The sequence below is a fragment of the Pseudomonas fragi genome, assembly GCF_025426255.1.
Classification (GTDB): domain Bacteria; phylum Pseudomonadota; class Gammaproteobacteria; order Pseudomonadales; family Pseudomonadaceae; genus Aquipseudomonas; species Aquipseudomonas kulmbachensis.
Map to the genome: position 1 here is coordinate 558,325 of NZ_CP104861.1, position 26,784 is coordinate 585,108.

Genomic DNA, 26,784 nt, shown 5'->3' on the forward strand with positions numbered 1-26,784 from the left:
CTGTCGACCATGGGCGAGTTTGAGCTGATCCGCAACTTCTTCGCTGCCGCGCCCTGTGCGCAAGGCGGCGAAGGTGTTGCTCTGGGCATTGGCGACGACTGCGCCCTGCTGGATGTTCCCTTCGGGGAACAGCTGGCAATTTCCACTGACACCCTGGTAGCCGGGGTGCACTTCGCAGATCCTTGCGACCCTTTCTTGCTCGGTCAGCGTTCGCTGGCGGTGGCGGCCAGTGATTTGGCGGCCATGGGCGCAACACCTCTCGCCTTTACCCTTGCCTTGACCTTGCCGACGGTGGAAGCCGATTGGTTGCAAGCGTTCGCCCGTGGTTTGAACCTGATGGCTCAAACCTGCGACCTGCGCCTGATCGGCGGTGACACCACTCGCGGGCCGTTGTGCCTGACGCTCACGGTGTTTGGTCGTATCCCCAAGGGCAAGGCCCTGACTCGTAGCGGCGCCCGCCCTGGTGACCTGTTATGTGTGGGCGGCGAACTGGGCAACGCGGCGGGAGCGTTGCCGCTGGTACTGGGGCAGCGCAGCGCGCCACCGGTTATCAGCGAGCCGTTGCTGGCGCATTACTGGTCACCGCAACCGCAGTTGGCGCTGGGCCAGGCCCTGCGCGGCAAAGCCACCTCGGCGCTGGATATCTCTGATGGCCTGCTTGCCGACTGTGGCCATATTGCGCTGGCGTCCAAGGTGGGGCTGGAGATTGAGCTGGACCGGGTACCCATCTCGCTGGCGCTGGAAGAGTTTTTGGGCGCCGGCGATGCACAGCAGGCAGCATTGAGCGGCGGTGATGATTACGTGTTGGCGTTTACCTTGCCTGCGTTTGAACTGCCGACGCTGTTGGCTGATGGTTGGCCGATCCATGTGGTGGGTCGTGTGGTTGAAGGGCAGGGTGTTGGCTTGTTCGATGAGCACGGCCAGGACATCACCCCGGCAATCCGTGGCTATCAACATTTTCGCCTATAAAACTGTTCGTAGCAGCTGCCGTAGGAACGAGGCTGCGTCCGGCGGCGCAGCCGTCGCAAAATTATCACGCGCGGTTTTTTAGTTAAACCGCGTACTCTTATTTTACGATCGCTTCGCAATCGAACGTAGCCTTCGGCAACTGCTACGGGATTGGGACGGGTCGAGTTATCAAACTTTTAGATCTTTATCCACGGTAATTCAGCCTAAGCGTCTGTAGGAACCTCCTGTTACAATGTCGCCTTTGCGAATCTCCAGTCCTCAAACTGATCAGGAGCACACGGTGCCCGTCGTTTTCGTTGCCGCTTGCAAATTACCTACTCCTTTTGCCGAATTCACCATGCATGGCTTCCTTGAGAAAACCTCGGGCCGTGAACACGTTGTGCTCAGTCTGGGCGACGTGACTGATGGTGCTCCGGTTCTGGGTCGGGTGCATTCCGAATGCCTGACTGGCGATGCCTTGTTCAGCCAGCGATGCGATTGTGGTTCGCAGCTCGAAGCCGCCTTGCAGGCCATCGCCCGCGAAGGCCGTGGCGTTCTGCTGTATCTGCGCCAGGAAGGTCGTGGCATCGGTTTGCTGAACAAAATTCGCGCTTACGAACTGCAAGATGGCGGCGCCGATACCGTTGAAGCCAACGAGCGTCTGGGCTTTGCTGCCGATCAGCGTGATTACGCCATCTGCCTGCCGATGCTGGAGCACGTGGGTGTGCAGTCGCTGCGCCTGATGACCAACAATCCGCGCAAGGTCAAAGCCTTGACCGAAATGGGCATCACCGTGGCCGAGCGTGTGCCTTTGCACACCGGGCACAACCCGCACAACAAATTGTACCTGGCGACCAAAGCCAACAAGCTCGGTCACATGATGGGCAACCAGCATCAAAACGAGGCCGACCCGGCGTGACCCGTGGCCAGCGTCGTCGGCGCCTGAGCTTCAGCTGGTGGCAACAGTTGGTACTGACTCTGCTGCCGCTGGTGTTGGTTAACTGGTTTTTCGGCAACGCCGAACCGCTGCTGCCTGAACTGGCGATGCCGTTCTTCATCGCGGGCGTGGCTTCGATGTTTGTCACCCTGCGCACGTTCGGGCCATACAAACATGGCCTGATCAACCTGCAAAAAGCCCTCGACACCCCGCAGGAACCTGCGGCCTGGGATGCGCTGGCGCATGTGCGGCACCGTGCCTTGCTGGCGGCGGGATTGCCTACCTGGGTTGCTACCCTGGCGGTGTTCGTCGGGCTCGAAGGCGTACCTTTATTGCTGCTGACCCTGTCGACGCTGGTGCTGTTTTACCTCTACCGCATTCCTCGCCAGGTCGGCTGATGCGCGCTTGGCTGGCGGCTCTGCTGCTGACCTCGAGCATTCCTTCGCTGGCCGCCACGCGTGTGGTCAGCCTGTCTCCATCCTTATCCGAAATGGTTGTCGAACTGGGCGCCGCCGATTTGCTGGTGGGGCGTCTGGATGCGGGTGAGCCGTTGCCGGAGCTTGTCAGCGTGCCCTCAGTGGGCCGCTACGGGCAGTTGGACATGGAGCGCTTGCTCAGCCTGCAACCCGATCTGCTTTTGCTCTGGCCGGGCAGTGTGGGCGTTGCACAGCGCGAACAGCTGAATCGCCTGAAGATCCCGACCTACATTGGTGAGCCGCGCAGCCTTGATCAGCTGGCTGATCAGGTCGAAGGGCTGGCTGTTGCTCTGGATCGCCCGCAGCGTGGGCATGAGCTGGCGGGTGAACTGCGTCAGCGTTTGGCCGGGCTGCGAGCCCAGTATTGGCGCGACACACCGTTGCGGGTGTTTTACCAAGTGTGGGACCAGCCGCTGTACACCATCGGTGGCGGGCAAATCATCAGTGATGCGTTGGCCGTGTGCGGGGCGAGCAATGTGTTTGACGACCTCAAGTTGCCTGCTCCGCAGGTCAGTATTGAGTCCGTGTTGCAGCGCAATCCCGAGGTGATCATTGCCAGTACCCAGGCGCAACTTGATGCTTGGAAAATTTGGCCGCAGATTGATGCCGTCAAACACGGGCGCTTGTTGTTACTGACCGACAAAGGCCTGGAGCGCCCGAGCGGGCAGATGCTTGAAGCCACGGCCAAGTTGTGTGAACAGCTAGCGGCACACTAACCCTCTTGAGCCTTCGCGAGCAGGCTCGCTCCCACAAGGGGGGCTGCGCCTTCTAGAGAGTTGGGGTCCAGGTCACGGCCAACTGCAAGCTGCGGCGCTCTTCGCGGTAGCCATAGTAGTTGCCCTCATAGCTGTAGAGCGCGCGGGTGAAGCTCTTGTCCAGCAGGTTATCGACTTTCAAGTCGAACCGGACTTGCGAGCTGGCCTGCCAGTTGCCACGCAATCCCAACAGTCCGTAGCCGCCAATGGGCTGCTTGTTGTCTTCATCATTGAAGCTGCTGCTCACCGCTTGCCAACTGGCGCCGACGCCTAGCCGGTCAAATTGCCGATCCAGATCCAGGCTCAACGTTCTGCGTGCCCGGCGGCCCAGGGTATGGCCGGTATCGCGATCACGCGGGTCGATAATTGCGATGCCCAGGCTGCTCTGCCAGCCGAACCATTCTTGTTGCAGGGCGCTTTCGAAACCGGTGATTTGCGCCGCGCCGATGTTCTGCTGGATAAAGTCAGCATCGGCCACAATCGCGTCACGAATATCGGTGCGGTACAGCGATGTTTCCAGCCTGCTGGTCTCGCTCAACTGGCTGCGCCATTGGACTTCGTAGCTTTTCGAATACTCGGGTTTGAGGTTCGGGTTGCCGAACTGCGGGTAGTACAAGTCATTGAAGGTGGGCGCGCGGAAGCCTTCGCTGTAAGACAAGAGCACATCGTTGTTGGCATTCAACGGCACGCTCAGGCTGGCGCTCCAGGTGTTGTGGCTACCGAACTGCTGGTTCTGGTCATGACGCACACCCAATTCGGTTGAAAAATAATCGCCATGAAACCGGTGCTGAACAAACGCTGCGCGGTTCCAGCGGCTGTCTTGGTCAAAAGCCGTGCTGCTGCGCACGCGGTCTTGATAGGTGTCGGCGCCGAGGATCAGGCTGTTTTTGTCGTCCAGCGTCAGGTTGTTTTGCCAGTTCAGCGAGTCGCGGTAGGTATTGAAACTGTAGATATCAGCGCTGAGCTGGTCCCGGGTTTTTTCGCGGTTTTCACTGTGGCCCAGTTCCAGGCGCGAATTCCAGCGCTCACTCAATTGCGCATCGATAAAGCTGCCGACGCTGCTGATATCAAAATCGCTGTAAAGCTGCTGGCCACTGACTGTCATGGTGCTCGGGTCCCAGCGCCCGAACGGGTTATCGAGTTCGGTTTTGCCAACGTTTTTCATCGCTGTCAGCCCGACTTCAAGGTCTTCGTTCAGGTAGTGGCTCAGGTTCAGGCTCAGCGACTTGTTGCGATAGGCATCGTGATCGTTGTCGCTGGGGAAGGACTCGTGGGTGCGGTTGATGCCCGCCGTCTCCTCCAGGCTGCCACTCAAGTTGTAGCGGGTCTGCGCATCGCCACCGGAGACGCCGACGCTGTTCTCTGAGCTGCCATAACTGCCCACGGCACTGTGAACCCGAAGTTGCGGGGCATGGTCGGCGCCACGGCGGGTGAAAATCTGAATCACCCCGCCAATCGCATCGCTGCCGTAGATCACCGAGCGCGAGCCACGCAAGACTTCAACGCGCTCGATCTGATCAATATTGAGGTACTGCAGGTTGCTGTCGGCCGAGGTGGCATTGGCCATGCGCTGGCCGTCGACCAGTACCAGGCTTTGCGCCGACTTGGTGCCGCGAATGTAAATCCCCGGCAAGCCACCGCGCCCGCCGCTGCGGGCCACTTGCACGCCCGGGACCCGGCCCAGGAGGTCGGTCAGGCTGGTGGGTTGCAGGCGGTCGATGTCTTCACGGGTGAACACGCTGTTGGCGCTGCTGCTGTCCGAGCGCGCCTCAACCTGTCGGTTGCCGGTGATCAGGGTTTGCGGGAGTTTGAGCGCGTCTTCACGCTCAGCAGCATTGGCCAGCAGGGGGCTGGCGAGGATTAAAGCCAAGCGAAGGCGTTTCATGGTTTCTCGGTATTAAACCTGTAGCCGCTGCCGCAGGCTGCGATAAGGTCCGCAGGACCTTGCTCATGCAAAGTGCTTCGGGCGCGATCGCAGCCAGCGGCAGCGTACGGGGTGGGTCAGAGCCCCAGCAGCTGCATGCGCTGGCGCACCGAAGCTTCGATGCCTGCCGTATCCAGGCCGCACTCGGCCAACATCTGGCTCGGTTTGGCGTGTTCGACGTACACATCCGGCAAGCCCAGGTGCAGCACCGACTTGAGCACGTTTTCACGGGCCAGGAACTCGCTGACGCCAGCTCCGGCACCGCCCATGATGGCGTTCTCTTCAAGGGTCACCAGCAGCTCATGGCTATCAGCCATTTCGCGAACCAGTGCTTCATCCATCGGTTTGACGAAACGCATGTCGACCACCGTGGCGTCGATTTTTTCTGCGACGAGCAGGGCTTCGGTCAATTGCACACCAAACACCAGCATGGCGACTTTTGAACCCTGGCGACGAATCACGCCTTTGCCGATTTCCAGCGGCTCAAGGGTTTTTTCGATCGGCGCGTTCGGACCGGTGCCACGTGGGTAGCGCACTGCCGCTGGGCCGTTGTACAGGTGGCCAGTGGTAAGCATTTTGCGCAGTTCGTTCTCATCGCTCGGGGTCATGATGACCATGCCCGGAATGCAGCGCAGGAACGACAGGTCGAAACTACCGGCGTGGGTCGGACCGTCTTCGCCTACCAGACCGGCACGGTCGATGGCGAACAGCACGTCCAGGTTTTGTACCGCAACGTCATGCACCAGCTGGTCGTAACCGCGTTGCAGGAACGTAGAGTAAATAGCCACCACCGGCTTGGCGCCTTCGCAGGCCATACCGGCCGCAAAGGTCACCGCGTGCTGCTCGGCAATCGCCACGTCGAAATAACGCTTGGGGAAGCGCTCGCTGAAGGCGATCAGGTCCGAGCCTTCTTTCATGGCCGGGGTGATGCCCATCAGGCGCTCATCGGCAGCCGCCATGTCGCACAGCCACTCGCCAAACACTGCCGAGTACTTTGGCCCGCTCGCCACTTTGGGCGCGGCTTTCGGTGCGTCCAGCGGTTCAAGCTTGGTGATGGCGTGATAGCCGATCGGGTCGGCTTCGGCCGGGGCAAAGCCCTTGCCCTTTTTAGTGACGATATGCAGGAACTGCGGGCCTTTGAGATCGCGCATGTTGCGCAGCGTCGCAATCAGGGTCGGCAGGTCGTGACCATCGATAGGACCGATGTAGTTCCAGCCCAGCTCTTCAAACAGCGTGCCGGGGACCAGCATGCCCTTGGCATACTCTTCGGTACGGCGGGCAATTTCCCAGGCGCCTGGCAAACGTGACAGCACTTTTTTGCTGCCTTCGCGCATGCTGGCGTAGGTACGGCTGGAGAGGATTTTGGCCAGGTAGTTGGACAAACCGCCGACATTGCGCGAGATCGACATGTCGTTGTCGTTGAGGATCACCAACATGTTGGCATTCACTTCAGGCGCGTGGTTCAGCGCTTCGAAGGCCATGCCCGCGGTCAGCGCGCCGTCACCGATCACGGCGATGGCCTTGCGGTCGCTGTTTTGCAGGCGGGCGGCAATGGCCATGCCCAGCGCTGCACTGATCGAGGTGCTGGAGTGGCCGACGCCAAAGGTGTCGTACTCGCTCTCGGAGCGACGCGGGAAAGCGGCAACGCCGTCCTTCTGGCGCAAGGTCGCCATTTGCTCGCGACGGCCCGTGAGGATTTTGTGCGGATACGCCTGATGGCCGACATCCCACACCAGCCGGTCGTCCGGGGTGTCGAATACGTAGTGCAACGCAATGGTCAGCTCAATGACACCCAAGCCGGCGCCAAAATGCCCACCCGTCTGGCCGACGGTATAGAGCAATTCCAGGCGCAACTCATCAGCCAGGGTTTCCAGCTCGGCTTCGGCCAGGCGGCGAAGGCCCGCAGGCGTGCCTGCCCGGTCAAGCAGGGGCGTAGTCGGACGGTTGCGGGGAATCTCTTGAAACGTCGTTGGCATCAGGCGAATCGTTATAGGTATAAGAAGAGGCGGCAGTTTACCTTATGGAACGTAAGCTGCCCACGCAGTCTGGTACTCGTTAGTAAGACCTTGGCATTAGAGCTGTCAGAAATCGTTACTGAAAAGCGTTTTCAGTGGCGGCGTTCCACGATATATCGCGCCAGTTCACGCAGCGGCTCAGCGCCTGCATCAAAATGCCGCAGGGCATTGAGTGCCTGATCGCGCAGTTCCAGTGCATAGCCTTTGGCCTGTTCCAGGCCCATTAGCGCCGGATAGGTTGGTTTGTCCCGTGCGATATCGGCGCCCTGGCGTTTGCCCAGCGTGGCGGTATCGCTTTCAACATCCAGAATGTCGTCCTGAACTTGAAATGCCAGGCCAATGGCACGTGAGTAGGTGTTCAAGGCGTGCAGGCTTTCGGCCGTCGCGTTGCCGCTGGCCAGGGCACCTAGTTCTACGCTGGCCTCGATCAGGGCTCCGGTCTTGTGGCGGTGCATGTTTTCCAGCGCCGCCTGATTGAGCTTGATGCCGACCGAACCGAGGTCAATGGCTTGGCCGCCGACCATGCCCGCCGGGCCTGCGGCCTGGGCGAGGGCGGTGACCATGCGCAAGCGCGTGTCAGCGTCCAGGGTGTTCAGTTGCGGGTCGAGCAGGGCGCTGAACGCCAGGCTTTGCAGGCCGTCACCGGCCAGAATGGCGCAGGCTTCGTCAAAAGCTTTATGGGTGGTCGGCTGGCCGCGGCGCAGATCGTCATCATCCATTGCGGGCAAATCATCATGCACCAGCGAATAGGCGTGGATCAGCTCAACTGCACAGGCCGCGCCATTGGCTTGCTCGGGCGCGCCGCCCAGCGCTTGGCAAGCGGCATAGGCCAGCAGCGGACGAACCCGTTTGCCACCATTCATGACGCTGTAGCGCATGGCCTCAAACAGGCGTTCCAGCTCCGGGGCCGGAGCGACAAACAAGCGTTCAAGCGCCGCATTGACCCGGGCCTGGCTGCTGATCTGGTACGCATCAATCATTCGGACTGTTCCGCATCAAAGGGTTCTTGTGCCAGCTCACCATCGCGCTCCAGCAGGATTTGAACTTTCTGTTCTGCCTGGGCCAGTGCGCCCTGGCAGTCACGGGTCAGACGGATGCCTTGTTCGAAGGCAGTCAGGGAGTCTTCCAGCGACAGCTCGCCATTTTCCAGGCGTTCGACCAGTGTTTGCAGGTCTGCGAGTGACTGTTCGAAATCCAGGGAAGCTTTTTTGCGGGCCATGGCGGCATTCTCGGTAGGCGTTAAAACCGGCTGACACTAGCAGACAGCGGGTTTTGGGGCAAATCGGGGGTGGCATGCCCCGTGTTCACTCTGGCCGGTTTGATGGGCCAGGCACGCGTTGCTGCAAGCATGCCTCATCCCAGTAGATTGAATTTTTGCGCCCGGGTGATTGCCTGGGTGCGGCTGGTGACGTGCAGTTTGCAGAACAGATTCTTGAGGTGCCACTTCACGGTTTCGGCCGAAATATCCAGGCTGCGGGCGATTTCCTTGTTGGCTTGCCCTTGGGCAATCAGCAGCAGGATCTGCTGTTCGCGCTCACTCAGGTTCGGTTCGTCTGCACTCGGGTCCTCGTTGGCCGTGCGCGGGTCCAGGCTGTCGAGCAGGCTGCGCAGGTAGTCGGCGATCTGCGGCCGGGCATTTTTCAGTGTGGCCTGAAGCAGGGCCGGCATGGCTGCGCCCGCATCCAGCAAGGTACGCCGCAAGTTCTGCCGGCAAGCCAGATTAAGCAGCGGCTGCAGGGTTTTCAGCGCCCCGGCCTGGTCGTCCGGCCACAAGGCACAGGCCAGTGCGGCGCGGCTACCCGCAGCACGGAGCAACTGGCCTTGGCGTTCGTCCTCTTGCAGCAAACCGTGCAACAGCGTTGCAGCCAGGCGCCATTGTTTTTGCGCCGCCGCGATATGGCAGTGCGCCTGGATCTGAGCGCGCCTGATTTCCGGGTGCTCGTGGGCGGGGTCAAGCGCCTGCAACTGTCGTTGTAACCCGAGCGCCTGCGGCAGTTGTTCACTGGCCAGGTGAATACGTATTTCCTCGACCAGCAACCACGCTTGCAAGCGTGGCCAGCGTCGCACTGTCGCCAGTTGCTGGGCATGTTCCAGCAGATAGCGCGCCTGGCTCGGCTCGCCCATCAGCAGTGCCCTGCGCGACAGGCTGGCGTAGGCGCACAACAGGGCATCCGGCGGCGCGACGGTGTCGATCTGGCTCAGGCGCGGCGTCAACAGCGCCTGCAGCTGTTGCCATTCGCCACGCTCATAAAGCAACTCGCCCAACAGTGCAGCCAGCGTCGCACTGCCGCTTGATTGGGGGCCTGTGAGGTGTTCGGCCGGGCCCAAGGCTTGTAGGTAATACTGCTCGGCGCTGTACAAATCAGCCTGGCGCAAATGACTCAACCCCAGCACAAAAGCTCGGTAAACACTCACAAACAAGTTGTGCGACGGGGTTGTGGGGCAGGGCATATGGCGTTGAATTGCCTGCGCCTGCTGGTAATGCCCTTGAGTCATGTAGCCATAGCTGAGAATGTTGCAGATCAGCCCGTCGACCCATGTGTCGCCGCACGGAACCCGCGCCAGCAAGGGCTCGACACGCTCGATGCTGTGGCTGATATTTTCTGCGAACGCCTCCGTGATAGCGCCGATCACCTGATATTTGATGCTCAGCCGGGCGCTGGGATGCTGCGTCTGGAACACCGGATACAGGCTCTCCAGCAACCCCCTTGAGGCGCTGAAATGGAAGTGATGGCCCAAAGCCCAGGCCAGGTTGAGCTGCAAATCGATGCGCTGCTCATCCAGTGATTCTGCGCTGGCTTCGGGCATTTTTTGCAGCCAGCGCACCAGCGTGTCGACATCGCCTTCTTCGGCCAGCGACTGTGCGCCCTGATTGGCGCAGTCGTGGCGCCCTCCGTGTTGGCCCGCCGCCAGTGCATGACGAATCGCTTCGGCCCAGTATTGATGGTTGGCCAGCCAGTTGCTGGCGCGCTCATGCAGATCCGCGACATCAATGTCGGTGCGCAACAGACGCTCATTGAGAGTTTCGACAAACAGCGTGTGATAGCGAAACCACTGACCTTGCGCATCCAGCGAGAAGATAAACAGATTGTGCCGTTCGATCTCGGCCAGCATCTGCTGCGCGTCGTCGCGCCCGGTGACGGCATTGCACAGTGAAGGCGTCAGGCGCCCCAGAATTGAGGTCTTCAGTAAAAACGTCTGTAACGGCAACGACAGCGGCGCCAATACCACGTCGTAGAGATAGCGGCCTGCCTGACGGTTGCCCAGTTGCAAGCGATCCAGGGTGCGCAGTGGATCACTGGGTGCCAGTGCCGCCATCTGGATGCCGGTGATCCAGCCTTCGGTCAGGTTCAGCACTTGTTGCAGCTCGGCGGGCACAAAACGCTGGGCGGTTGCGTGGCTCAGATAGTCTTGGGTTTCTTCGAGATTGAAACGCAGATCGTTGGTGTCGACTTCCAGCAGTTGCTTGCGCGCCTGCAACCGGCTCAAGGGCAAACCCGGAACGCTGCGGCTGCCCACCAGCAGGTGAAAACAGTCCGGTGCATGTTGCAGCAACTGCTCGATGTCACCCGCGATGCTCGGGTGCTGGATCAGGTGCAGGTCATCGAGCACCAGGTACAGGGAATGTTTGCGCCCTTGCATCAGGTTGATCAACTCGCGAGTAAAGCGACAACCGGTCAACGCGATGCACTCAAACAGAGGCTGGGTGTTTTCCAGAGGTTGCCCGCTGGCCTGGTTCAGCGCGCTCAGCAGATAACGGCGAAAGGTCAGGGGCGTATCGTCCTGCTCGTCGAGGCTGAGCCAGGCCACGCTATGGCCTTGCTCAAGCAAGCGCTGGCGCCACTGCCCCAGCAACGTGGTTTTGCCAAACCCGGCGGGGCCGCACACCAGCGCCAGGCGCCGTTCCTCAAGCAGGCGCAGTTTGTCCAACAGCCGCGCGCGTACCAACACCGTGCCAGTGGAGCGGGGAGGTACCAGTTTGGTGGCTATGAGCGGCAAACCGTGGTTGAGGTCAATGCGGTCCTGGTGATCGATCAGCTGGGGAAACTTGGCCTGGGTCATTGTTGTTATGTATCCCTCTAGCGTTTGTCTGGCGCCGTTCCTGAGGATTGAAGGGTAGCCCCCCCATCGCATTTAAGCGCCCACCCATCCGGGTAGTTATGGCTGTGACTTTAGGCTCTTACCGTAAGCGAACGCCATCGTCGTTCGCCTTCGGGTGTTCGATACAACCAATAAAAAAACCAGGACAAGAGGGCGAAACCATGTCGCTTGGCAAGTCAGAACTGCTCAGGGCCTATCGCAAAATGCGCGAAATCCGCGTGTTCGAAGAACGCCTGCACCAGGAAAACACCACCGGGGACATCCCCGGGTTCATTCACCTTTACTGCGGTGAAGAGGCCATCGCCGTGGGGGTCTGCGAAAACCTTGAAGACACCGACTATATCGGCTCGACTCATCGAGGGCATGGGCACTGCATCGCCAAGGGCTGCGATATCCACGGGATGATGGCGGAAATTTTTGGCAAGGATTCCGGGCTGTGCCGCGGCAAGGGCGGCTCGATGCATATCGCTGACTTGAGCAAGGGGATGCTCGGCGCCAACGCCATTGTCGGGGGGGCGCCACCGCTGGCGATTGGTGCGGCACTGACCGCCAAAACCCTGGGCAATCGTGGTGTGGCGGTGTCGTTTACCGGTGACGGCGGCTCGAACCAAGGGCTGGTATTCGAGGCTATGAACATGGCCGTGGTGCTGCAATTACCGGTCATTTTCATGTTTGAGAACAATGGTTTTGGCGAGGCTACCGGGCATGACTATGCCGTCGGCGGGCGCAATATCGCGCAGCGTGCCGCGGGCTTCGGGATGCCAGCGGTCAAGGTCGACGGTACGGATTTTTTCTCCGTATATGAGGCCGTCGCGGTTGCCGTAGAACGGGCCCGAGCCGGTGAAGGCCCGACCGCTATTGAGGCGGTTGCCCATCGTTGGTACGGCCACTTTGAAGGCGACCCGATGCTCTATCGCGCTGATGGCGAAGTCGAGCGCCTGCGCAAGGACAGCGATCCGCTGCAAATTTTCAGTCAACACGTTGCCGGTCAAATCTCCCCCGAGGAACTGCAAACCATCGACGCCGAGGTCAATGCCTTGGTCGATGACGCCGTGGCCAAGGCCCGGGCGGCAGACTTCCCCGCGCTAGAGAGCTTGCTGACCGACGTCTACGTGTCTTACTGAGGATTTGAACCATGGCAATTCGTACTTATCGTGAAGCGGTCAAAGAAGCCCTGGCTCAGGAAATGGCCCTCGACGACCGAGTGGTGCTGATAGGTGAAGACGTATGCGGCGGCCAGGCAGGCACTGCCGAAGTCGGCAGCAAGGGCGAAGCGTTCGGTGGCGTACTGGGCGTGACCAAGGGCCTGTGGACCGAGTTCGGTTCGGCGCGGGTGATCGATACGCCCATCACCGAGTCGGCGATTATCGGCATGGCGGCAGGCGCGGCCATGACCGGCCTGCGCCCGGTTGCCGAACTGATGTTTATGGATTTTTTCGGCGTCTGCCACGACATGCTCTACAACCAGGCGGCCAAGTTTCGCTACATGTTCGGAGGCAAGGCCAAGGCCCCGATGGTGGTGCGAGGCATGATCGGCGCCGGCTTTTCGGCAGCGGCGCAACACTCGCAGTCGCCCTACCATATTTTTGCGACGACACCCGGCCTCAAAGTCGTGGTGCCATCGTGCCCATACGACGTCAAGGGCCTGTTGATTCAGGCAATTCGTGACGACGACCCGGTGGTGTTCTGTGAACACAAGGCGCTTTACGACATCAAGGGCGAAGTGCCCGAAGAGCCTTACACCATCCCGTTCGGCGTGGCCAATTACACCCGCGAAGGCACCGATGTGACCATCATCGCGCTGGCGGCGATGGTGCACAAAGCCAATCAGGTGGCAGACAAACTGGCTGGCGAGGGTATCTCTGTCGAAGTGGTCGACCCGCGCACTGTATCGCCATTGGATGAAGACGGCATTCTGGAATCGGTGACCTCCACCGGCCGCGTAGTGATTGTTGACGAGTCCGCCGCGCGCCTTGGCTTTGCGCATGATCTGGCGGCGCTGATTGCCACCAAAGCGTTCTACCAACTCAAAGCGCCGATCATCATGGTCACGCCGCCGCATACCCCGGTGCCGTTCTCGCCGGTGCTGGAGCAGGCCTGGATACCCAGCGTTGACCGCATTGAAGCGGCCGTGCGCAAAGTGATGGAGGCCTGAGCATGAGCGCGATCAAGATTATCGAAGTGCCCAAATGGGGCCTGTCGATGGAAGAAGGCACGCTCAACAGCTGGTTGATCGAAGAGGGCGACAGCTTCAAGCAGCACCAGGAAGTGTGCGAAATCGAGACCAGCAAAATTGCCAACGTGCTCGAGGCCCCATTCGATGGTGTGCTGCGGCGCAAGGTTGCTACTGCCGGGCAAACCCTGCCGGTGGGCGGTGTGCTGGGCGTGGTTGCGGATGCGTCGGTCAGTGATGCCGATATTGATGCGTTTTTGGCGCAACGCGCCGCGCCCGCCGGTGCCGCAAGCCCAGAGCCAGCAGTTGCTGTGACCGTGAAGGCAGCTGAGCCCGCACCGGTGCCGAGCATGAAATCAGCGGGTGGTTGGCAGGTGCCTCAAGCGTTGCTGGGCGCAAGTGTTGCCCCGGTATTTGCTACGCCGCATGCCACGCGTCTGGCCAAGGAACTTGGTATCGACCTGAGCCGTATCAGCGGATCGGGCCCCGAAGGTCGGATCAGTGTGGCGGACATTGAACAGGCGGTGCGCGATAGCGGCGGTAAGGTCGCAGTGCTCGAGCCCGCGCTCAAAGCGTCCGGGCCTGCACGCTCCCGTGGCGATGACAGCCAAGTGCTGGCGACACCGCTGGCGCGTCGTTTGGCCGCCGAGCTGGGCATCAATCTGAATGATTGCCGCGTAACCGGCAGTCGTGGGCGAGTCAGCAAGGCGGACGTGTTGCAAGTCAGCGCGGTGCAGAACCCGGTGCTGGCTGCGCCGACTCAAGTGGCCCCCGAGCAGGCACAAGCCGAAGTGCTGCCGATGACAGGCATGCGCAAGGCAATTGCCGCGCGCTTGCAGGAGTCCAAGCGCACCGCGCCGCATTTCCGCCTGCACGCGGACCTGGATCTGGAAGCGCTGCTGACCCTGCGCAGCGAACTCAATGCTTCGGCCCCGGCGATTAAACTGTCGGTCAATGACTTGCTGATCAAGGCGTGCGCGCTGGCGCTGATCAAAGTACCCGACGTGAATGTGCAATTTGATGAAGCGCGCCAGGCGGTGCTGCGTTTTAGCGATGCCGACATCTCTGTGGCCGTGGCCCTGCCCGGTGGCTTGATCACCCCTATCGTGCGTCAGGCCAACCGTAAAAGCCTGGCGCAAATCTCTGGTGAAATGCTCAGCCTGGTGACCAGGGCCAAAGCGGGCACCCTCAAGCCGGAAGAGTTTCAGGGCGGCAGCTTCAGTATTTCCAATCTGGGCATGTTGGGTGTCAGCCAGTTCGACGCAATCATCAACCCGCCCCAGGGGGCGATTCTGGCCATTGGTGCGGGCGAGCAGCGAGTCGTGGCCCACAACGGGCAAGTCGCGGTGCGCACGCAAATGACCGTGACCCTGTCCTGCGATCACCGGGTGATTGATGGCGCGCTAGGTGCTGCGTTCCTTAAGGAACTCAAGCGTCTGGTGCAAACCCCAAGCCTGATGATGCTCTAGGAGCGACCATGACCGATAAATTTGATGTGGTCGTCATCGGCGGCGGCCCCGGAGGCTATGTCGCGGCTATTCGCGCCGCACAGCTGGGGCTCAGCACCGCGCTGGTCGAGCAGCAGCACCTGGGCGGCATCTGCCTGAACTGGGGCTGCATTCCCACCAAGGCAATGCTCAAGGGGGCCGAAGTCGGGCATACCTTGAAGCACCTGGGCACCTTTGGTTTTAGCGCAGAAAACGTCCAGTTCGATATCGCCCAACTGGTGGCCCACAGCCGTGGGGTGTCGCAACGCCTCACGACGGGGATTGCTTACCTGTTGAAAAAAAACGCCGTCACTGTGATCGATGGTCGTGGTCGCGTCACCGCCAAAGGCGTGGTGACGGTGAGCGCCGAGCAGGGCGATCAGGTGCTGCAGGCGCGGCATATCATCCTGGCCACTGGTGCCCGCCCCAGACCGTTGCCCGGTCTGGCCGCCGATGGGCACAAAATCTGGAGCTACTTTGAGGCGCTGGTGCCCAAAAGCGTACCGCCGTCACTGCTGGTGATCGGCTCCGGGGCCATTGGCGTAGAGTTCGCCAGCCTGTACAGCGATCTGGGCAGCCAGGTCACGCTGGTCGAAGTGGCCAAACAAATCATGCCGGTCGAGGATCAGGACGTGGCCAGCCTGGTACAGCGTGAGTTCGAACAACGGGGGATTCGTGTGCTGACTCAAGCGCGAGTCAACAGCGTGCATGGGGACGTCGGTGCACTGCAATGTCAGGTAGTGCTCAGTGATGGCCGTGAGCAGACCTTGCACGTAGCGCAGGTATTACTCGCGGCCGGGATCGAGCCCAATACCCAGGACATGGGCCTCGAAGCACTGGGCGTGGAGTTTGAAAAAGGCTTTATCAAGACCGACCCGTGGTGCCGCACCAGTGTTGCCGGGCTGTATGCCATCGGCGACGTGGCCGGGGCACCGTGCCTGGCGCACAAGGCCAGCCATGAAGGCGTGCTCTGCGTAGAAAAACTGGCGGGAGTAGAAGGCGTACATCCACTGGATAAAAGCCGTATCCCCGGCTGCACCTATGCCCGGCCAGAGGTTGCCAGCCTCGGGCTGACCGAAGCGGCAGCCAGGGCCAACGGCCATGACATCGCAGTCGGGCGCTTCGACTATCAGGCCAACGGCAAGGCGCTGGCCATGGGCGAAGGCATAGGTTTTGTGAAAACCATCTTTGACGCGCACAGCGGCGAATTGCTCGGCGCCCATATGGTCGGCCCGCACGTGACCGAACAGATCCAGGGCTTCGGCATTGCGCAAACCCTCGAAGCCACCGACGTGGAATTGAGCCAGGTCATCTTTGCCCACCCCACGCTCAGCGAAGCCATGCACGAAGCGGTGCTGGCGGCACGGGACCGTGCCCTGCATCAATAAGCCGCGTATTGGTTGGCTTATGGTGAAGGCTGGCTGGATGTGGACCCACTGTTGAAAGGAAACCAACGAATGAGACTCACAGGCAAAATCGCATTGGTAACGGGGGCGGCGCAGGGTATTGGTCGCGGTATTGCACTGCGGCTGGCCAAGGATGGCGCTGATATCGCACTGATTGACCTGAACCTGGAAAAGCTGGAACACGTGGCCAGGGAAGTTCAGGCCCTGGGGCGCAAGGCCGTCACTTTTGTGGCTGACGTGGGCGACCGCGAGCAAGTGTTCTCGGCGGTTGACTACGCCCATAACCAGCTTGGCGGGCTGGACATCATGGTCAACAACGCGGGCATTTCTCAGGTTAAACCACTGGCTGATGTCACCCAGGAAGAAGTCGAGCGCATTTACCGCATCAACGTTCAAGGCACCCTGTGGGGCATTCAGGCCGCTGCCGAGAAATTCCAGGCGCTCAAGCGCAAGGGAAAAATCATCAACGCCAGCTCCATTGCCGGACATGAAGGCTATGCGTTACTGGGGGTTTACTCCTCCACCAAATTTGCCGTTCGCGCCCTGACCCAAGCGGCGGCCAAGGAACTGGCCGTACACGGCATCACCGTCAACGCTTACTGCCCAGGCGTAGTGGGCACTGATATGTGGGTCGACATCGACAAACGCATGGCAGAACTCACCGGCGCGCCGATAGGTGCAACCTATGAAAAGTTTGTCAGCGGTATTGCCTTGGGCCGGGCTGAAACACCGGATGACGTCGCGGCATTTGTGGCCTATTTGGCCAGCCCGGATGCGGACTACATGACCGGTCAGGCGCCGCTGATTGATGGGGGGTTGGTGTTCCGTTAAGCCAGACCGTTAACAGAAAAGACGCGCCTGCTGTCCCCAGGCGCGTGCTGCTTAGTGCATCGCCAGACCATCCAGCGACTTGTCGACATACGCTTTGGCCAGCTCCACCAAATGCGCTACCGACAACACCAGATCACGCTGCACCCCGCTCAAACCATTCCCCGCCTCACTCGCCGAGGCGCCCGCGCAGCGCAACAAGTCTGACGCCTGGGCCAAAGCTGCTTCTGAATTGACACTGCTGGGGATGGCAAACATGGCCATGCTCATGGGGCGAGCTGGCTTATGGTCTTGCAGGTAGAAATCGAGCGCACGATCAGCGGCGGCACGGTCCAGCGACTGTGAATCGCACTGAGCAGCATCTTGCAGGGTAAAAGAGGGGGGATCGGGGGTGATCTTTTTCATGACGTAACTCCAGATGCATTCAAAGGAGCTACCACTTGTCGCTACTAAACGAATTGGGTGGCAGCCGTACGCAGGTTAGTAGACCGGTGCATCCGGAACCCGGCGCGCCACAAGGGCGCCCTGCGCACGGCCACCATAAAACGCAGGCCGTAAAAAAGCGCCTCGCGGAGGTGGCGCCTTGCGCCGGATTACAGATCGGGCTACTAAACCCGACCGCTGATTTTGCAGCGATGGGCCGAGACTATTCCCCGATTTTGGCAGGCGCAAGCGAACGAGATTTTCTCGGAAGTTTCACTGGAATGAAAGCGAATCGTCGTACGAAACGGCTGAATTTAAAGGCTTATGTTGTGTGGCCTGCCCGCTGTCGAGCAGGTAAATCCCTCCTCCGGAATTGGCCACGCGAGAACAATACATGAGTGAAACTCCCGCCCGTTTGAGCACACCGCCCGAGGGCTACGGTGACTGGTTGACTGACCTTAAAGGCCGTATTCACGGTGCCCAGCAGCGAGCCACGCTGGCAGTCAATCGTGAGCTGGTGCTGCTGTATTGGCAGATCGGCCACGATATTTTGACCCGTCAATCTCAGCAGGGCTGGGGTACGAAAGTGATTGAGCGTCTGGCGCAGGATTTGCGTGCAGCCTTCCCCAGCATGAGAGGCTTTTCTCCACGCAACCTCAAATACATGCGTGCCTTTGCCGAGGCTTGGCCGGACACGGCAATTGTGCAGCAGGCTGTTGCACAATTGCCTTGGGGGCACAACCTAGTGCTGCTGGACAAACTCCCCGGCCCCGAAACCCGCCGCTGGTATGCCGCCAAGGCAATCGAGCACAACTGGTCGCGGAATGTTCTGGCTCTGCAGATCAAGGGGCGTTTGCTGGAGCGCAGTGGCAAGGCGGTGAGCAATTTTGAAAGCTTCTTGCCCAAGCCGCAGTCTGATCTGGCGCGTGAATCGTTGAAAGATCCCTACCGTTTCGACTTCCTTGGCCTGAGCGCTGATGCGCATGAGCGCGAGATCGAAAGAGCCTTGGTCAAGCATGTCACCGAGTTTCTGCTGGAACTGGGCGCAGGCTTTGCCTTCGTCGGCAAACAAGTGCTGCTGAATGTGGGGGGGGACGAGTTTTTCATTGATCTGCTGTTCTATCACCTCAAGCTGCGCTGCTATGTAGTGGTCGAACTCAAGGGCGGTAAATTTAAACCGGAGCACCTAGGGCAACTGGGGTTTTACCTGGCCGCCGTGGATGGGCAGGTCAAGCATCCACAAGACAGCCCCACCATCGGCTTGCTGCTGTGCACCAGCAAGAACAAGGTAGTGGCCGAGTACGCCTTGCGTGATAACACCCGCCCCATCGGGGTGGCCGAATACCAGCTGGTAGAGTCCCTGCCGGAAGAGTTGCAAACCAGCCTGCCCAGTATTGAACAGATTGAGCGTGAGTTGGCAGGCGAAGAAGTGTCTGCGCAAGACGATTTGTTAGAGGGCGCAGCAGACGCTTCTTAAGACTAACAAGATGATTCGTAGTTAAGCTTCGGAAAAGTCCTAGATGATTATTTTCATAAATAACTAATAATTACGCCCTTTGACACCCTGTCAGAGGGCGCGAAAAAATAATCAACAAACCCTGTAATAACGCGCTTCGTTCGTGCCTGTGAGCGTGTCTTGATTTAAAAATAAGTGCTGCTTATTCGGTTTGTTTGTTACAAATAAGTTTTTTATTTTTATTTACTCTATTGGCGGGCCTGTAGTTTAAGACTGTCCGTTATATCAAAAGGGCTATTACGTGAAAAAACTGTTTAAAGTTTTGCTGTCTGGCACCGCTGCTGCAGTGTTACTGGCACTTGTGGGTTGCGCCACAGAGAACTCGCGAGCCCTGCCAGTGGAAAAAGTCGCCAGTGTTGCAGTTATCTATAACGGCGTACGCGTACCCATTGCCGTGGGCAAGTTCGATAACCGCTCCAGTTATATGCGCGGAATATTCTCAAGTGGTGTAGATCGCCTGGGCGGACAAGCCAAGACCATTTTGATCACCCACTTGCAGCAGACCAACCGTTTCACTGTTCTGGATCGAGACAATATGGGTGAAATCGCCCAGGAAGCAGCGATCAAGGGGCAAGCGCAAAAATTGAAAGGTGCAGATTTTGTGGTAACCGACGATGTGACCGAGTTTGGGCGCAAAGAAACCGGTGATCGTCAGTTATTCGGCATTTTGGGTCGCGGCAAAACTCAGGTGGCCTACGCCAAAGTCAATTTAAACATCGTCAATATCAATACCTCGGAAGTTGTGTATTCAACCCAGGGGGCGGGGGAGTACGCACTTTCCAATCGAGAAATCATTGGTTTTGGTGGCACCGCCAGCTACGACTCGACACTGAATGGAAAAGTGCTGGATTTGGCTATGCGTGAAGCAATCAATCGACTGGTTGATGGCATCAATGCTGGCGCATGGAAACCGGGTAACTGATCAACTGCAACTCAAGGAGTAGAGCACTAATGAATCATTCGGTGAAGTTGGCGCTAATGCTAACCGCGATAATGAGTGTTGTCGGGTGCCAAAGTGCACCTAAAACGCTCTATCAGTGGGAAAGTTACCAGCCGCAAGTGTATGAATATTTAAAAGGTGAGCCCAAGGAAGCTCAAATCGAGGCGTTGGAGCGGGATCTGCAAAAGATCAGCGCCAGTGGTCGTATGGTGCCACCGGGTTATCACGCGCATTTGGGCATGTTGTATCTCGCTTCAGGCAAGGATGATCAGATGGTGCAGCAGTTCAGTACCGAGAAGGCGCTGTTTCCCGAGTCGGCTCCCTACATGGACTTTTTACTCAAGAACGCCAAGACCGGAGGCGCTAAATGATGCCGCGTTTTCTAAAGTATTCGGCTGTGTTGGTGGTCGCGGTATTGCTCGCAGGCTGTGCCGGGCCCAAGACCATTGCTTATGATTACTCGGCGTTTAAACAAAGCCGTCCTAAAAGTATTCTGGTGCTAGCGCCGATCAACGAGTCACCCGAAGTTCAGGCCCCCTATAGCCTGTTATCGCAAGTTACTATTCCGCTGGCTGAAGCGGGCTACTACGTTCTGCCCATTGCACTGGTAGACGAGACCTTCCGACAGAACGGTTTGACGACTGCGCACGACATCCAGGCCGTTGATACGGACAAACTGCATGAGATTTTTGGCGCGGACGCGGCGCTGTATATCACCGTTACCGAGTACGGTACTCGTTACAGGGTGCTTTCCAGTGACACGTCAGTGACAGCGACGGCCAAACTGGTAGACCTGAAAACGGGCACTACCTTGTGGGCAGGCGCGGCGCGGGCCTCCAGCGAAGAAGGCAAAAGCAATAGCGGTGGGGGGCTTATCGGCATGTTGATCAGCGCAGCGGTCAAGCAAGTGTTCAACTCCTCGACCGATGCAGCACACCCAATGGCCGGTATCGCGAGTGCGCGCATGCTGTCACCAGCTCGGCCCGTGGGGATCCTCTACGGCCCACGTTCACCCAAGTATGGGTCGGACTAGTATGTGACGCAGAGTCTGCATTAAGCCCAGCTTAAGGACGGCAGGTCAGCTTTATTTCAGGCATTAAAAAGCCGGCTTGTGGCCGGCTTCTCGGGGGCGGGTTTGGCTTATTTTTGATAAGCCTTACTCGCCTTCAATCGGGACATCCAGCGCGTGGTGGCTGGGTGTGGGGCGTGGCGGCTTTTTGCTGCCTGGCCCTGCATTCCGGCTCGCTTGCCGCGAGGGGGATGCGCAAGTGCGGCGAATCATACTGGGGTTAGAGCGTTTTTCCCAGAAAAAGCCTGCCTCCAACACTATTCGTCCAGTTTGTACGGCACAGGTGGGCGCCGATGGTTAAGCGTGGACCACCAAAATATCCAACCCAGTACGCGTATCTGCTGCGCTTGTACTTGCGCGTCGTCGAGTAGTTCGTCGGGGTATTCCAACCGGTTTTCGCTGCGCAAACGCAGGCCATTGCCCGGCAGGCGGTAGAGGTATTTGATGCGCAGCATGCCGTCTTGTTCGAGGGCGTAGATTTCGCCGTCGACGATTTGAGTCAGGCTGCGGTCGATGGCGACGGTGGAACCGTCCGGGATTTTGTGTGCCATGTTGTTGCCGATCATGGGCACGCACATCACTTGGTCGGGGCTGACGTCCATGGCCTGCAGAATTGAGCCAGCCAGCCGCACCGTGCAGTCAGGAATTTGCACGACCCGGGTTCTACCTGAGCCATCGGGGTGCAGGGCTTCGTTGTAGAAGGGCGCAACAATGTCCGCAGCACAGACCGCAGGTTTTAGGCGCTCTGCCATTTGTGCAGGTGCAAGGCCCGGGTGTTTGAGACCTTCGCCAGTGCGCAGCCAGCGGCTGTTGACGCACAGCAGCTCGGCGATTTCGTCCAGCCGAGCCATGGGGATGCCTCGTTTGAACCAGTTGTTGACGTGCTGCGGCGTAACGCGGCGATTGGCTGCGAAGTCAGAAGCAGTTAAATGACACTCCCTCAGGAGGGTTTTGAGGCGATCACCGGATGTATTCATGAATACAGAGTCTACGGGCAAGGCAAGCCCGTTTAAATAAACCAAGCGTTCAAAAAAACATGGCTAAGTGCGGGTATTCCTATGGCTTTCAGGGCTGCTTCCTACGACTGTTAGCCGGATTGAACAGGCTGTTTTATTGCGTTTATGCAGGCATAAAAAAACCTCGGCGAGCCGAGGTTTTTTAACCGGTTACTTAGCCTTTGTAGGCAGCTACCGATTTGGTGATTTCGTCGCGGGCAGCTTGAGCATCGCCCCAACCTTCGATCTTCACCCATTTGCCTTTTTCGAGATCTTTGTAGTTCTCGAAGAAGTGCTGGATTTGCTGAATCAGCAGAGGAGGCAGGTCGGTGTACTCTTTCACGTCAACGTACAGCTGGGACAGCTTGTCGTGAGGCACTGCAACTACTTTGGCATCGCCGCCGCCGTCGTCAGTCATGTGCAGGATGCCAACCGGGCGAGCGCGGATAACCGAACCTGGCGCTACCGGGTAAGGGGTAACAACCAGCACGTCCAGCGGATCACCGTCGTCAGCCAGGGTGTTAGGGATAAAGCCGTAGTTGGCCGGGTAGAACATCGGGGTAGCCATGAAGCGGTCAACGAACAGGCAATCGCTGTCTTTGTCGATTTCATATTTGATCGGCGCGTGGTTAGCCGGAATCTCGATAGCGACGTAGATGTCATTCGGCAGGTCTTTGCCAGCCGGAATCTTGCTGTAGCTCATTGGGCGGTGCCCCCGTGTGTAGGCCAGTTTACTTGGCCGATTTGGCCAAAAAGTGGCGGCGATTATAGGCGTATTCCTGTTACCACGTCACCCTTGGCCGCTCAGTGCTGTGCGCGGTATTCGGGGTGCTCGCTTTGCAGTCGTTTCAGGCGTGCGAGCGGGTCCTGACGATAAAACAGGCTCAGTTGTTGATAGACCAGCGGGTAAGCATGGCTCAACAGGTCTGGCGCGCTGAAAAAGTACTCGCTGGTGACCGCAAAGAACTCCGCCGGGTTTTCGGCCGCATACGGATCGATTGGTGCGTGATCGGGGTTGTGATGGTCAAGGTAGTGATTGAGATGGTCGTAGGCCTGTTGCATGGCCTGGGTCCAGTCACTCACCTGCATGCTGCTGTGTAGTGGCGGCATGCCATTGGCGGCACCGTTGAGCATGTCCAGCTTATGCGCCAGTTCGTGAATCACCAAGTTATAGCCTTCCCAGCCGCCGCTGCTTAGCACCCCCGGCCAGGCCAGCACCACGGGGCCATGCTGCCATGCTTCGCCGCTGTGATGGCCTTCCCATTCATGTTCGACACCGCTTGAGTCGCGATGGCGCTGAGGGCTGATGAAGTCGTCGGGGTAGAGCACGATTTCGTGAAAACCCTGATACCAGTCCAGGTCGCCCAGATTGAGCAACGGCAGTTGTGCCTGAGCGGCCAGCAACAGCCGGCCCTCTTCGGTTAGCTCAACCCCGGGCATGGGCGTCAGGTGCTTGTCTTGCAGGAACAACACGCTGCTGTCGCGCAGCCACTTGTCCTGCTCGTCATCCAGCCCGTCGAGAATACTCAACCGCTGGCGCACGTCATGCCACAGGTCGGGCGCCACCGGGTGTTGCGCCAGAATCCGCTGGCGCCGCCATTCACTTAGAGACCACATAGTGGGCGAGGTCCCGATCAGGCTTTGGCTTTAGAAGGGCTGCGGCCCATACGGCTGCGAATCACGCCAATGATCATCGGTACCAGCGACAGCAAGATGATGCCCACTACCAGCAAGGACAGGTTGGACTTGATGAAAGGTACGTTGCCGAAGAAGTAACCCAGGGTCACCAGGCCGCCGACCCATAGAATCGTGCCAAACACGCTGAACATGAAAAAGCGCGGGTAAAACATGCGTGCCACACCGGCTACAAACGGCGCGAAGGTACGGAAAATCGGCAGGAAGCGCGCCATGGTCACGGTTTTACCGCCATGACGTTCATAGAAGTCGTGGGTTTTTTCCAGGTAATCGCGGCGGAAAATCTTCGAGTTGGGGTTGCTGAACAAACGCTCGCCGACCGTTCGTCCAATGACGTAGTTGGTGCTGTCACCCATGATCGCCGCCAGCATCAGCAAGCCTGCGAGCAGTACCGGGTCCATGCCGCCGCCTGCGGCTACAGCGCCTGCGATAAATAGCAACGAATCACCCGGCAAAAATGGCATGACCACCAGGCCGGTCTCGCAAAAGATCACCAGAAACAGGATGGCGTAGATCCATGGCCCGTAATTGTTCACCAGCATGTCGAGGTACACATCGAGGTGCAGGATAATGTCGATCGGGTTGAAATCCATGTAAAGCACCTGTGTTGATGACCCGGCTCTGCAGGTCTGTGCGGGGAGGGGGAAGTAGTTAACTACAAAGAATGTAGATTTTTCGTACTTTCGTTAAAGAAATCGGATTATACGTATTGATGCAAGTTCTGCTTATTGAGTTTGTAGCGAAGCGTGTATTCAGCGTCAAAAAGCTGTAGCCGCTGCCGAGGAACGATGGCTGCGAGCTTGAGTGCCTGTGCCCTCAACAGCTCGCAGCCATCGTTCCTCGGCAGCGGCTACGCAGCCGGGCGGCGCGGGTTTCAATCGTTCTTGAGCAAGAAGTTCTCGCTCGGGGCGTCCACGTCCAGGGTTTGCACTTGCGCTTCGTCTTTCAGGTTAACCCCCGATAATTGCCGACGGCAGGCTTCGCGCATCAGGTACGCCAGCCGGTGAGCGGCCATGCCGTAGCTCAGCCCCTCGAGCCGCACATTGGAGATGCAGTTGCGGTACGCATCGGTCAAACCGACCTTGGGCGCGAAGGTGAAGTACAGCCCCAGGCTGTCGGGGGAACTGAGACCGGGGCGTTCGCCAATCAGCATCACCACCATCCGTGCGCCAAGCAATTCACCGATCTCGTCGGCCACGGCGACTCGTCCTTGCTCCACCAGAATGACCGGCGACAGCGACCAGCCTTCTGTTGCCGTGTGCTCCTCCATACGCGCCAAAAAGGGCAGGGTGTGGCGATGAACGGCCAGCGCCGACAAGCCATCGGCGACCACCACCGCTACATCAATGCCGCCGGGGTTGGCCAGGGCATAGTCGCGCAATTGCTGAGCGGAGTCGTCGTTGAGCTTGCGCCCAAGGTCCGGGCGTTGCAGGTAGCTGTGACGGTCTGGCGCTGCACTGTGCAGTAACAGGCTCTCACGGCCACGCTCGGTCAGTTGTGCGCTCAAACCCGGGTGGTCAAACGGTAGATGCACCGCATCACGGGCTTGCGCGTGGGCAAACTGAAAATCAAGCTGGGCCTGGGTCGGCATGCTGGTGCCAGTGCGGCCCAACGCAATACGCGCTGGGGTCAGGCGGCGCAGTTCCAGCCACGGGTTGAGGCTGTCGGTGGGGGTATTGGCCATGCTTAGCGTCCTCCCAAGTGAGCCAGCGCCTGGCGAAACGCTGGCGGCAACTGATGACCGAACTCAATCCGGCCATCGGTCTGGGTGAAAATCCCGACCTTGCTCAGCCATTGCTCAAACTCGGGCGCCGGTTTGAGGCCCAGGGTTTTGCGTGCATACAGCGCGTCATGGAACGAGGTGGTCTGGTAGTTGAGCATGATGTCGTCCGAGCCCGGAATACCCATGATGAAGTTGATCCCGGCTACGCCCAGCAACGTCAGCAGGTTGTCCATGTCGTCCTGATCCGCTTCGGCATGGTTGGTGTAGCAGATGTCGCAACCCATCGGCACGCCCAGCAGCTTGCCGCAGAAGTGATCTTCAAGGCCGGCGCGGATGATCTGCTTGCCGTTGTACAGGTACTCGGGGCCGATAAAACCGACCACGGTGTTGACCAGAAACGGTTTGAAATGCCGCGCCACGGCGTAGGCCCGAGTCTCGCAGGTTTGTTGATCGACCCCGAAATGTGCATTGGCTGACAACGCGCTGCCCTGGCCAGTTTCGAAATACATCAGGTTATTGCCCAGCGTGCCGCGATTAAGGCTCAAGCCCGCGTCATAACCCTCCTGCAGCACATTCAGATTGATGCCGAAACTGGCGTTGGCCGCTTCGGTACCGGCAATGGACTGAAACACCAGATCCAGCGGAACTCCGCGATTGATCGCTTCGATTGAGGTGGTGACGTGGGTCAGCACGCAGGACTGGGTGGGGATTTCATAGCGCTGGATGATGGCGTCGAGCATATTCAGCAAGTCGCAGATTGAGGCGATGCTGTCGGTGGCCGGGTTGATGCCGATCATGGCGTCGCCGTTGCCATACAGCAGCCCGTCGAGAATGCTCGCCGCGATCCCGGCGGGGTCGTCGGTGGGGTGATTGGGTTGCAGGCGGGTTGAAAGCCTGCCACGCAGGCCCATGGTGCCGCGAAATTGGGTGACCACGCGGATTTTTTGCGCCACCAGGATCAGGTCTTGTACGCGCATGATCTTCGATACGGCAGCGGCCATCTCGGGGGTCAGTCCCGGTGCGAGTGCACGCAGGCTGTGTTCATCGGCTGCGTCGCTGAGCAGCCAGTCGCGAAAGCCACCGACAGTGAGGTGGCTGACCGCAGTGAAGGCCAGCGGGTCATGGCTGTCGATTATCAGCCGAGTGACTTCATCGGACTCGTAAGGGATCAGCACTTCTTGCAGGAAATACGCGAGCGGGATGTCAGCCAGCGCCATTTGCGCGGCGACCCGTTCACCGTCGTTCAGCGCGGCCACGCCTGCCAAAAAGTCCCCGGAACGCGCCGGGCTGGCCTTGGCCATTACGTCTTTGAGGCTGTCGAAACGGTAGGTCTGGGCACCAACCGCATGAGAGAAAGTTGCCATTCAGGGTTC

25 protein-coding genes are annotated in these 26,784 nt (G+C 59.1%); 13 read left to right on the forward strand and 12 right to left on the reverse strand.

Features of this window, described 5'->3' with window-relative positions:
- The first annotated feature begins 9 nt into the window (after positions 1-9).
- From thiL to N7D90_RS02735, 4 genes are all read left to right on the forward strand, one after another.
- The gene (gene thiL, locus N7D90_RS02720; RefSeq protein WP_261740761.1) at positions 10-969 is read left to right on the forward strand and encodes a thiamine-phosphate kinase; all 960 of its coding nucleotides are present in this window, start codon (positions 10-12) and stop codon (positions 967-969) included.
- Positions 970-1,249: 280 nt separating this feature from the next.
- Complete coding sequence (gene ribA / locus N7D90_RS02725) at positions 1,250-1,867, forward strand: GTP cyclohydrolase II (protein WP_261740762.1); 618 nt, start codon at positions 1,250-1,252, stop codon at positions 1,865-1,867.
- Positions 1,864-2,283 carry an MFS transporter gene (locus N7D90_RS02730; protein WP_261740763.1) on the forward strand — a complete coding sequence of 140 codons (420 nt, stop codon included), beginning with the start codon at positions 1,864-1,866 and terminating at the stop codon, positions 2,281-2,283. Before ribA ends, N7D90_RS02730 begins: the two co-directional genes overlap by 4 nt.
- Positions 2,283-3,077: a cobalamin-binding protein gene (locus N7D90_RS02735; RefSeq protein WP_261740764.1), complete on the forward strand. Its 795-nt coding sequence runs from the start codon at positions 2,283-2,285 to the stop codon at positions 3,075-3,077. Before N7D90_RS02730 ends, N7D90_RS02735 begins: the two co-directional genes overlap by 1 nt.
- A 52-nt stretch (positions 3,078-3,129) precedes the next feature.
- Here the strand turns inward: N7D90_RS02735 and N7D90_RS02740 are convergent, their stop codons facing one another.
- The 5 genes from N7D90_RS02740 to N7D90_RS02760 all read right to left on the reverse strand — a co-directional run bounded on the left by N7D90_RS02740 (position 3,130) and on the right by N7D90_RS02760 (position 11,117).
- The gene (locus N7D90_RS02740; protein WP_261740765.1) at positions 3,130-5,001 is read right to left on the reverse strand and encodes a TonB-dependent receptor domain-containing protein; all 1,872 of its coding nucleotides are present in this window, start codon (positions 4,999-5,001) and stop codon (positions 3,130-3,132) included.
- Between the two features lie 116 nt (positions 5,002-5,117).
- Entirely contained in the window at positions 5,118-7,016 is a 1,899-nt protein-coding gene (gene dxs / locus N7D90_RS02745; protein WP_261740766.1) for a 1-deoxy-D-xylulose-5-phosphate synthase, read from the reverse strand.
- 131 nt (positions 7,017-7,147) lie between these two features.
- On the reverse strand, positions 7,148-8,035 hold the full coding sequence (gene ispA / locus N7D90_RS02750; protein ID WP_261740767.1) for a (2E,6E)-farnesyl diphosphate synthase: 888 nt from the start codon (positions 8,033-8,035) through the stop codon (positions 7,148-7,150).
- Positions 8,032-8,274 carry an exodeoxyribonuclease VII small subunit gene (locus N7D90_RS02755; RefSeq protein ID WP_016779237.1) on the reverse strand — a complete coding sequence of 81 codons (243 nt, stop codon included), beginning with the start codon at positions 8,272-8,274 and terminating at the stop codon, positions 8,032-8,034. The genes ispA and N7D90_RS02755 overlap by 4 nt, the downstream gene beginning before the upstream one ends.
- A 134-nt stretch (positions 8,275-8,408) precedes the next feature.
- Positions 8,409-11,117 (reverse strand): LuxR C-terminal-related transcriptional regulator, encoded by a 2,709-nt coding sequence (locus N7D90_RS02760; RefSeq protein WP_261740768.1) that lies wholly within the window; start codon positions 11,115-11,117, stop codon positions 8,409-8,411.
- 200 nt (positions 11,118-11,317) lie between these two features.
- Here N7D90_RS02760 and N7D90_RS02765 point away from each other — a divergent pair, with 200 nt between their 5' ends.
- The 5 genes from N7D90_RS02765 to N7D90_RS02785 all read left to right on the forward strand — a co-directional run bounded on the left by N7D90_RS02765 (position 11,318) and on the right by N7D90_RS02785 (position 17,053).
- Entirely contained in the window at positions 11,318-12,280 is a 963-nt protein-coding gene (locus N7D90_RS02765) for a thiamine pyrophosphate-dependent dehydrogenase E1 component subunit alpha (protein ID WP_261740769.1), read from the forward strand.
- A gap of 11 nt (positions 12,281-12,291) precedes the next feature.
- Complete coding sequence (locus N7D90_RS02770) at positions 12,292-13,311, forward strand: alpha-ketoacid dehydrogenase subunit beta (RefSeq protein ID WP_261740770.1); 1,020 nt, start codon at positions 12,292-12,294, stop codon at positions 13,309-13,311.
- 2 nt (positions 13,312-13,313) lie between these two features.
- Positions 13,314-14,798 (forward strand): 2-oxo acid dehydrogenase subunit E2, encoded by a 1,485-nt coding sequence (locus tag N7D90_RS02775; protein WP_261740771.1) that lies wholly within the window; start codon positions 13,314-13,316, stop codon positions 14,796-14,798.
- A gap of 8 nt (positions 14,799-14,806) precedes the next feature.
- Positions 14,807-16,204, forward strand: a complete 1,398-nt coding sequence (gene lpdA / locus N7D90_RS02780; protein WP_261740772.1) for a dihydrolipoyl dehydrogenase — start codon at positions 14,807-14,809, stop codon at positions 16,202-16,204.
- A gap of 69 nt (positions 16,205-16,273) precedes the next feature.
- A complete protein-coding gene (locus tag N7D90_RS02785; RefSeq protein ID WP_261740773.1) occupies positions 16,274-17,053 on the forward strand; it encodes an acetoin reductase in 780 nt (259 codons plus the stop codon).
- Between the two features lie 51 nt (positions 17,054-17,104).
- Here N7D90_RS02785 and N7D90_RS02790 read toward each other — a convergent pair whose 3' ends face one another.
- Positions 17,105-17,455 carry a DUF6124 family protein gene (locus N7D90_RS02790; RefSeq protein WP_261740774.1) on the reverse strand — a complete coding sequence of 117 codons (351 nt, stop codon included), beginning with the start codon at positions 17,453-17,455 and terminating at the stop codon, positions 17,105-17,107.
- A gap of 412 nt (positions 17,456-17,867) precedes the next feature.
- On the opposite strand from N7D90_RS02790, the gene N7D90_RS02795 reads away from it, so the two are divergent.
- The 4 genes from N7D90_RS02795 to N7D90_RS02810 all read left to right on the forward strand — a co-directional run bounded on the left by N7D90_RS02795 (position 17,868) and on the right by N7D90_RS02810 (position 20,962).
- Complete coding sequence (locus N7D90_RS02795) at positions 17,868-18,950, forward strand: YhcG family protein (RefSeq protein WP_261740775.1); 1,083 nt, start codon at positions 17,868-17,870, stop codon at positions 18,948-18,950.
- Positions 18,951-19,230: 280 nt separating this feature from the next.
- The gene (locus tag N7D90_RS02800) at positions 19,231-19,911 is read left to right on the forward strand and encodes a CsgG/HfaB family protein (protein ID WP_261740776.1); all 681 of its coding nucleotides are present in this window, start codon (positions 19,231-19,233) and stop codon (positions 19,909-19,911) included.
- 29 nt (positions 19,912-19,940) lie between these two features.
- A complete protein-coding gene (locus tag N7D90_RS02805; RefSeq protein WP_261740777.1) occupies positions 19,941-20,300 on the forward strand; it encodes a DUF4810 domain-containing protein in 360 nt (119 codons plus the stop codon).
- Positions 20,297-20,962 carry a DUF799 domain-containing protein gene (locus N7D90_RS02810; protein WP_261740778.1) on the forward strand — a complete coding sequence of 222 codons (666 nt, stop codon included), beginning with the start codon at positions 20,297-20,299 and terminating at the stop codon, positions 20,960-20,962. The genes N7D90_RS02805 and N7D90_RS02810 overlap by 4 nt, the downstream gene beginning before the upstream one ends.
- A gap of 293 nt (positions 20,963-21,255) precedes the next feature.
- Here the strand turns inward: N7D90_RS02810 and N7D90_RS02815 are convergent, their stop codons facing one another.
- The 6 genes from N7D90_RS02815 to N7D90_RS02840 form a co-directional block, all read right to left on the reverse strand.
- Positions 21,256-21,975 carry a helix-turn-helix transcriptional regulator gene (locus N7D90_RS02815; RefSeq protein WP_261740779.1) on the reverse strand — a complete coding sequence of 240 codons (720 nt, stop codon included), beginning with the start codon at positions 21,973-21,975 and terminating at the stop codon, positions 21,256-21,258.
- A gap of 193 nt (positions 21,976-22,168) precedes the next feature.
- Positions 22,169-22,696 carry an inorganic diphosphatase gene (gene ppa / locus N7D90_RS02820; protein WP_261740780.1) on the reverse strand — a complete coding sequence of 176 codons (528 nt, stop codon included), beginning with the start codon at positions 22,694-22,696 and terminating at the stop codon, positions 22,169-22,171.
- A 101-nt stretch (positions 22,697-22,797) separates the two neighbouring features.
- Complete coding sequence (locus N7D90_RS02825; protein WP_261740781.1) at positions 22,798-23,610, reverse strand: zinc-dependent peptidase; 813 nt, start codon at positions 23,608-23,610, stop codon at positions 22,798-22,800.
- 17 nt (positions 23,611-23,627) lie between these two features.
- On the reverse strand, positions 23,628-24,281 hold the full coding sequence (locus N7D90_RS02830; RefSeq protein WP_261740782.1) for a DedA family protein: 654 nt from the start codon (positions 24,279-24,281) through the stop codon (positions 23,628-23,630).
- A gap of 281 nt (positions 24,282-24,562) precedes the next feature.
- On the reverse strand, positions 24,563-25,372 hold the full coding sequence (gene eutC / locus N7D90_RS02835) for an ethanolamine ammonia-lyase subunit EutC (protein WP_261740783.1): 810 nt from the start codon (positions 25,370-25,372) through the stop codon (positions 24,563-24,565).
- Between the two features lie 2 nt (positions 25,373-25,374).
- A complete protein-coding gene (locus N7D90_RS02840; protein WP_261740784.1) occupies positions 25,375-26,775 on the reverse strand; it encodes an ethanolamine ammonia-lyase subunit EutB in 1,401 nt (466 codons plus the stop codon).
- Between the last annotated feature and the right edge of the window lie 9 nt (positions 26,776-26,784).

What these genes read in the sequence shown, in the direction of transcription:
- thiL (WP_261740761.1), top strand. Translation starts at nt 10, where the DNA reads ATGGGCGAGTTTGAGCTGATCCGCAACTTCTTCGCTGCCGCGCCCTGT.
- N7D90_RS02735 (WP_261740764.1), top strand. Translation starts at nt 2,283, where the DNA reads ATGCGCGCTTGGCTGGCGGCTCTGCTGCTGACCTCGAGCATTCCTTCG.
- N7D90_RS02740 (WP_261740765.1), bottom strand. Translation starts at nt 5,001, where the DNA reads ATGAAACGCCTTCGCTTGGCTTTAATCCTCGCCAGCCCCCTGCTGGCC.
- dxs (WP_261740766.1), bottom strand. Translation starts at nt 7,016, where the DNA reads ATGCCAACGACGTTTCAAGAGATTCCCCGCAACCGTCCGACTACGCCC.
- ispA (WP_261740767.1), bottom strand. Translation starts at nt 8,035, where the DNA reads ATGATTGATGCGTACCAGATCAGCAGCCAGGCCCGGGTCAATGCGGCG.
- N7D90_RS02755 (WP_016779237.1), bottom strand. Translation starts at nt 8,274, where the DNA reads ATGGCCCGCAAAAAAGCTTCCCTGGATTTCGAACAGTCACTCGCAGAC.
- N7D90_RS02760 (WP_261740768.1), bottom strand. Translation starts at nt 11,117, where the DNA reads ATGACCCAGGCCAAGTTTCCCCAGCTGATCGATCACCAGGACCGCATT.
- N7D90_RS02765 (WP_261740769.1), top strand. Translation starts at nt 11,318, where the DNA reads ATGTCGCTTGGCAAGTCAGAACTGCTCAGGGCCTATCGCAAAATGCGC.
- N7D90_RS02770 (WP_261740770.1), top strand. Translation starts at nt 12,292, where the DNA reads ATGGCAATTCGTACTTATCGTGAAGCGGTCAAAGAAGCCCTGGCTCAG.
- N7D90_RS02775 (WP_261740771.1), top strand. Translation starts at nt 13,314, where the DNA reads ATGAGCGCGATCAAGATTATCGAAGTGCCCAAATGGGGCCTGTCGATG.
- lpdA (WP_261740772.1), top strand. Translation starts at nt 14,807, where the DNA reads ATGACCGATAAATTTGATGTGGTCGTCATCGGCGGCGGCCCCGGAGGC.
- N7D90_RS02785 (WP_261740773.1), top strand. Translation starts at nt 16,274, where the DNA reads ATGAGACTCACAGGCAAAATCGCATTGGTAACGGGGGCGGCGCAGGGT.
- N7D90_RS02790 (WP_261740774.1), bottom strand. Translation starts at nt 17,455, where the DNA reads ATGAAAAAGATCACCCCCGATCCCCCCTCTTTTACCCTGCAAGATGCT.
- N7D90_RS02795 (WP_261740775.1), top strand. Translation starts at nt 17,868, where the DNA reads ATGAGTGAAACTCCCGCCCGTTTGAGCACACCGCCCGAGGGCTACGGT.
- N7D90_RS02805 (WP_261740777.1), top strand. Translation starts at nt 19,941, where the DNA reads ATGAATCATTCGGTGAAGTTGGCGCTAATGCTAACCGCGATAATGAGT.
- N7D90_RS02810 (WP_261740778.1), top strand. Translation starts at nt 20,297, where the DNA reads ATGATGCCGCGTTTTCTAAAGTATTCGGCTGTGTTGGTGGTCGCGGTA.
- N7D90_RS02815 (WP_261740779.1), bottom strand. Translation starts at nt 21,975, where the DNA reads ATGAATACATCCGGTGATCGCCTCAAAACCCTCCTGAGGGAGTGTCAT.
- ppa (WP_261740780.1), bottom strand. Translation starts at nt 22,696, where the DNA reads ATGAGCTACAGCAAGATTCCGGCTGGCAAAGACCTGCCGAATGACATC.
- N7D90_RS02825 (WP_261740781.1), bottom strand. Translation starts at nt 23,610, where the DNA reads ATGTGGTCTCTAAGTGAATGGCGGCGCCAGCGGATTCTGGCGCAACAC.
- N7D90_RS02830 (WP_261740782.1), bottom strand. Translation starts at nt 24,281, where the DNA reads ATGGATTTCAACCCGATCGACATTATCCTGCACCTCGATGTGTACCTC.
- eutC (WP_261740783.1), bottom strand. Translation starts at nt 25,372, where the DNA reads ATGGCCAATACCCCCACCGACAGCCTCAACCCGTGGCTGGAACTGCGC.
- N7D90_RS02840 (WP_261740784.1), bottom strand. Translation starts at nt 26,775, where the DNA reads ATGGCAACTTTCTCTCATGCGGTTGGTGCCCAGACCTACCGTTTCGAC.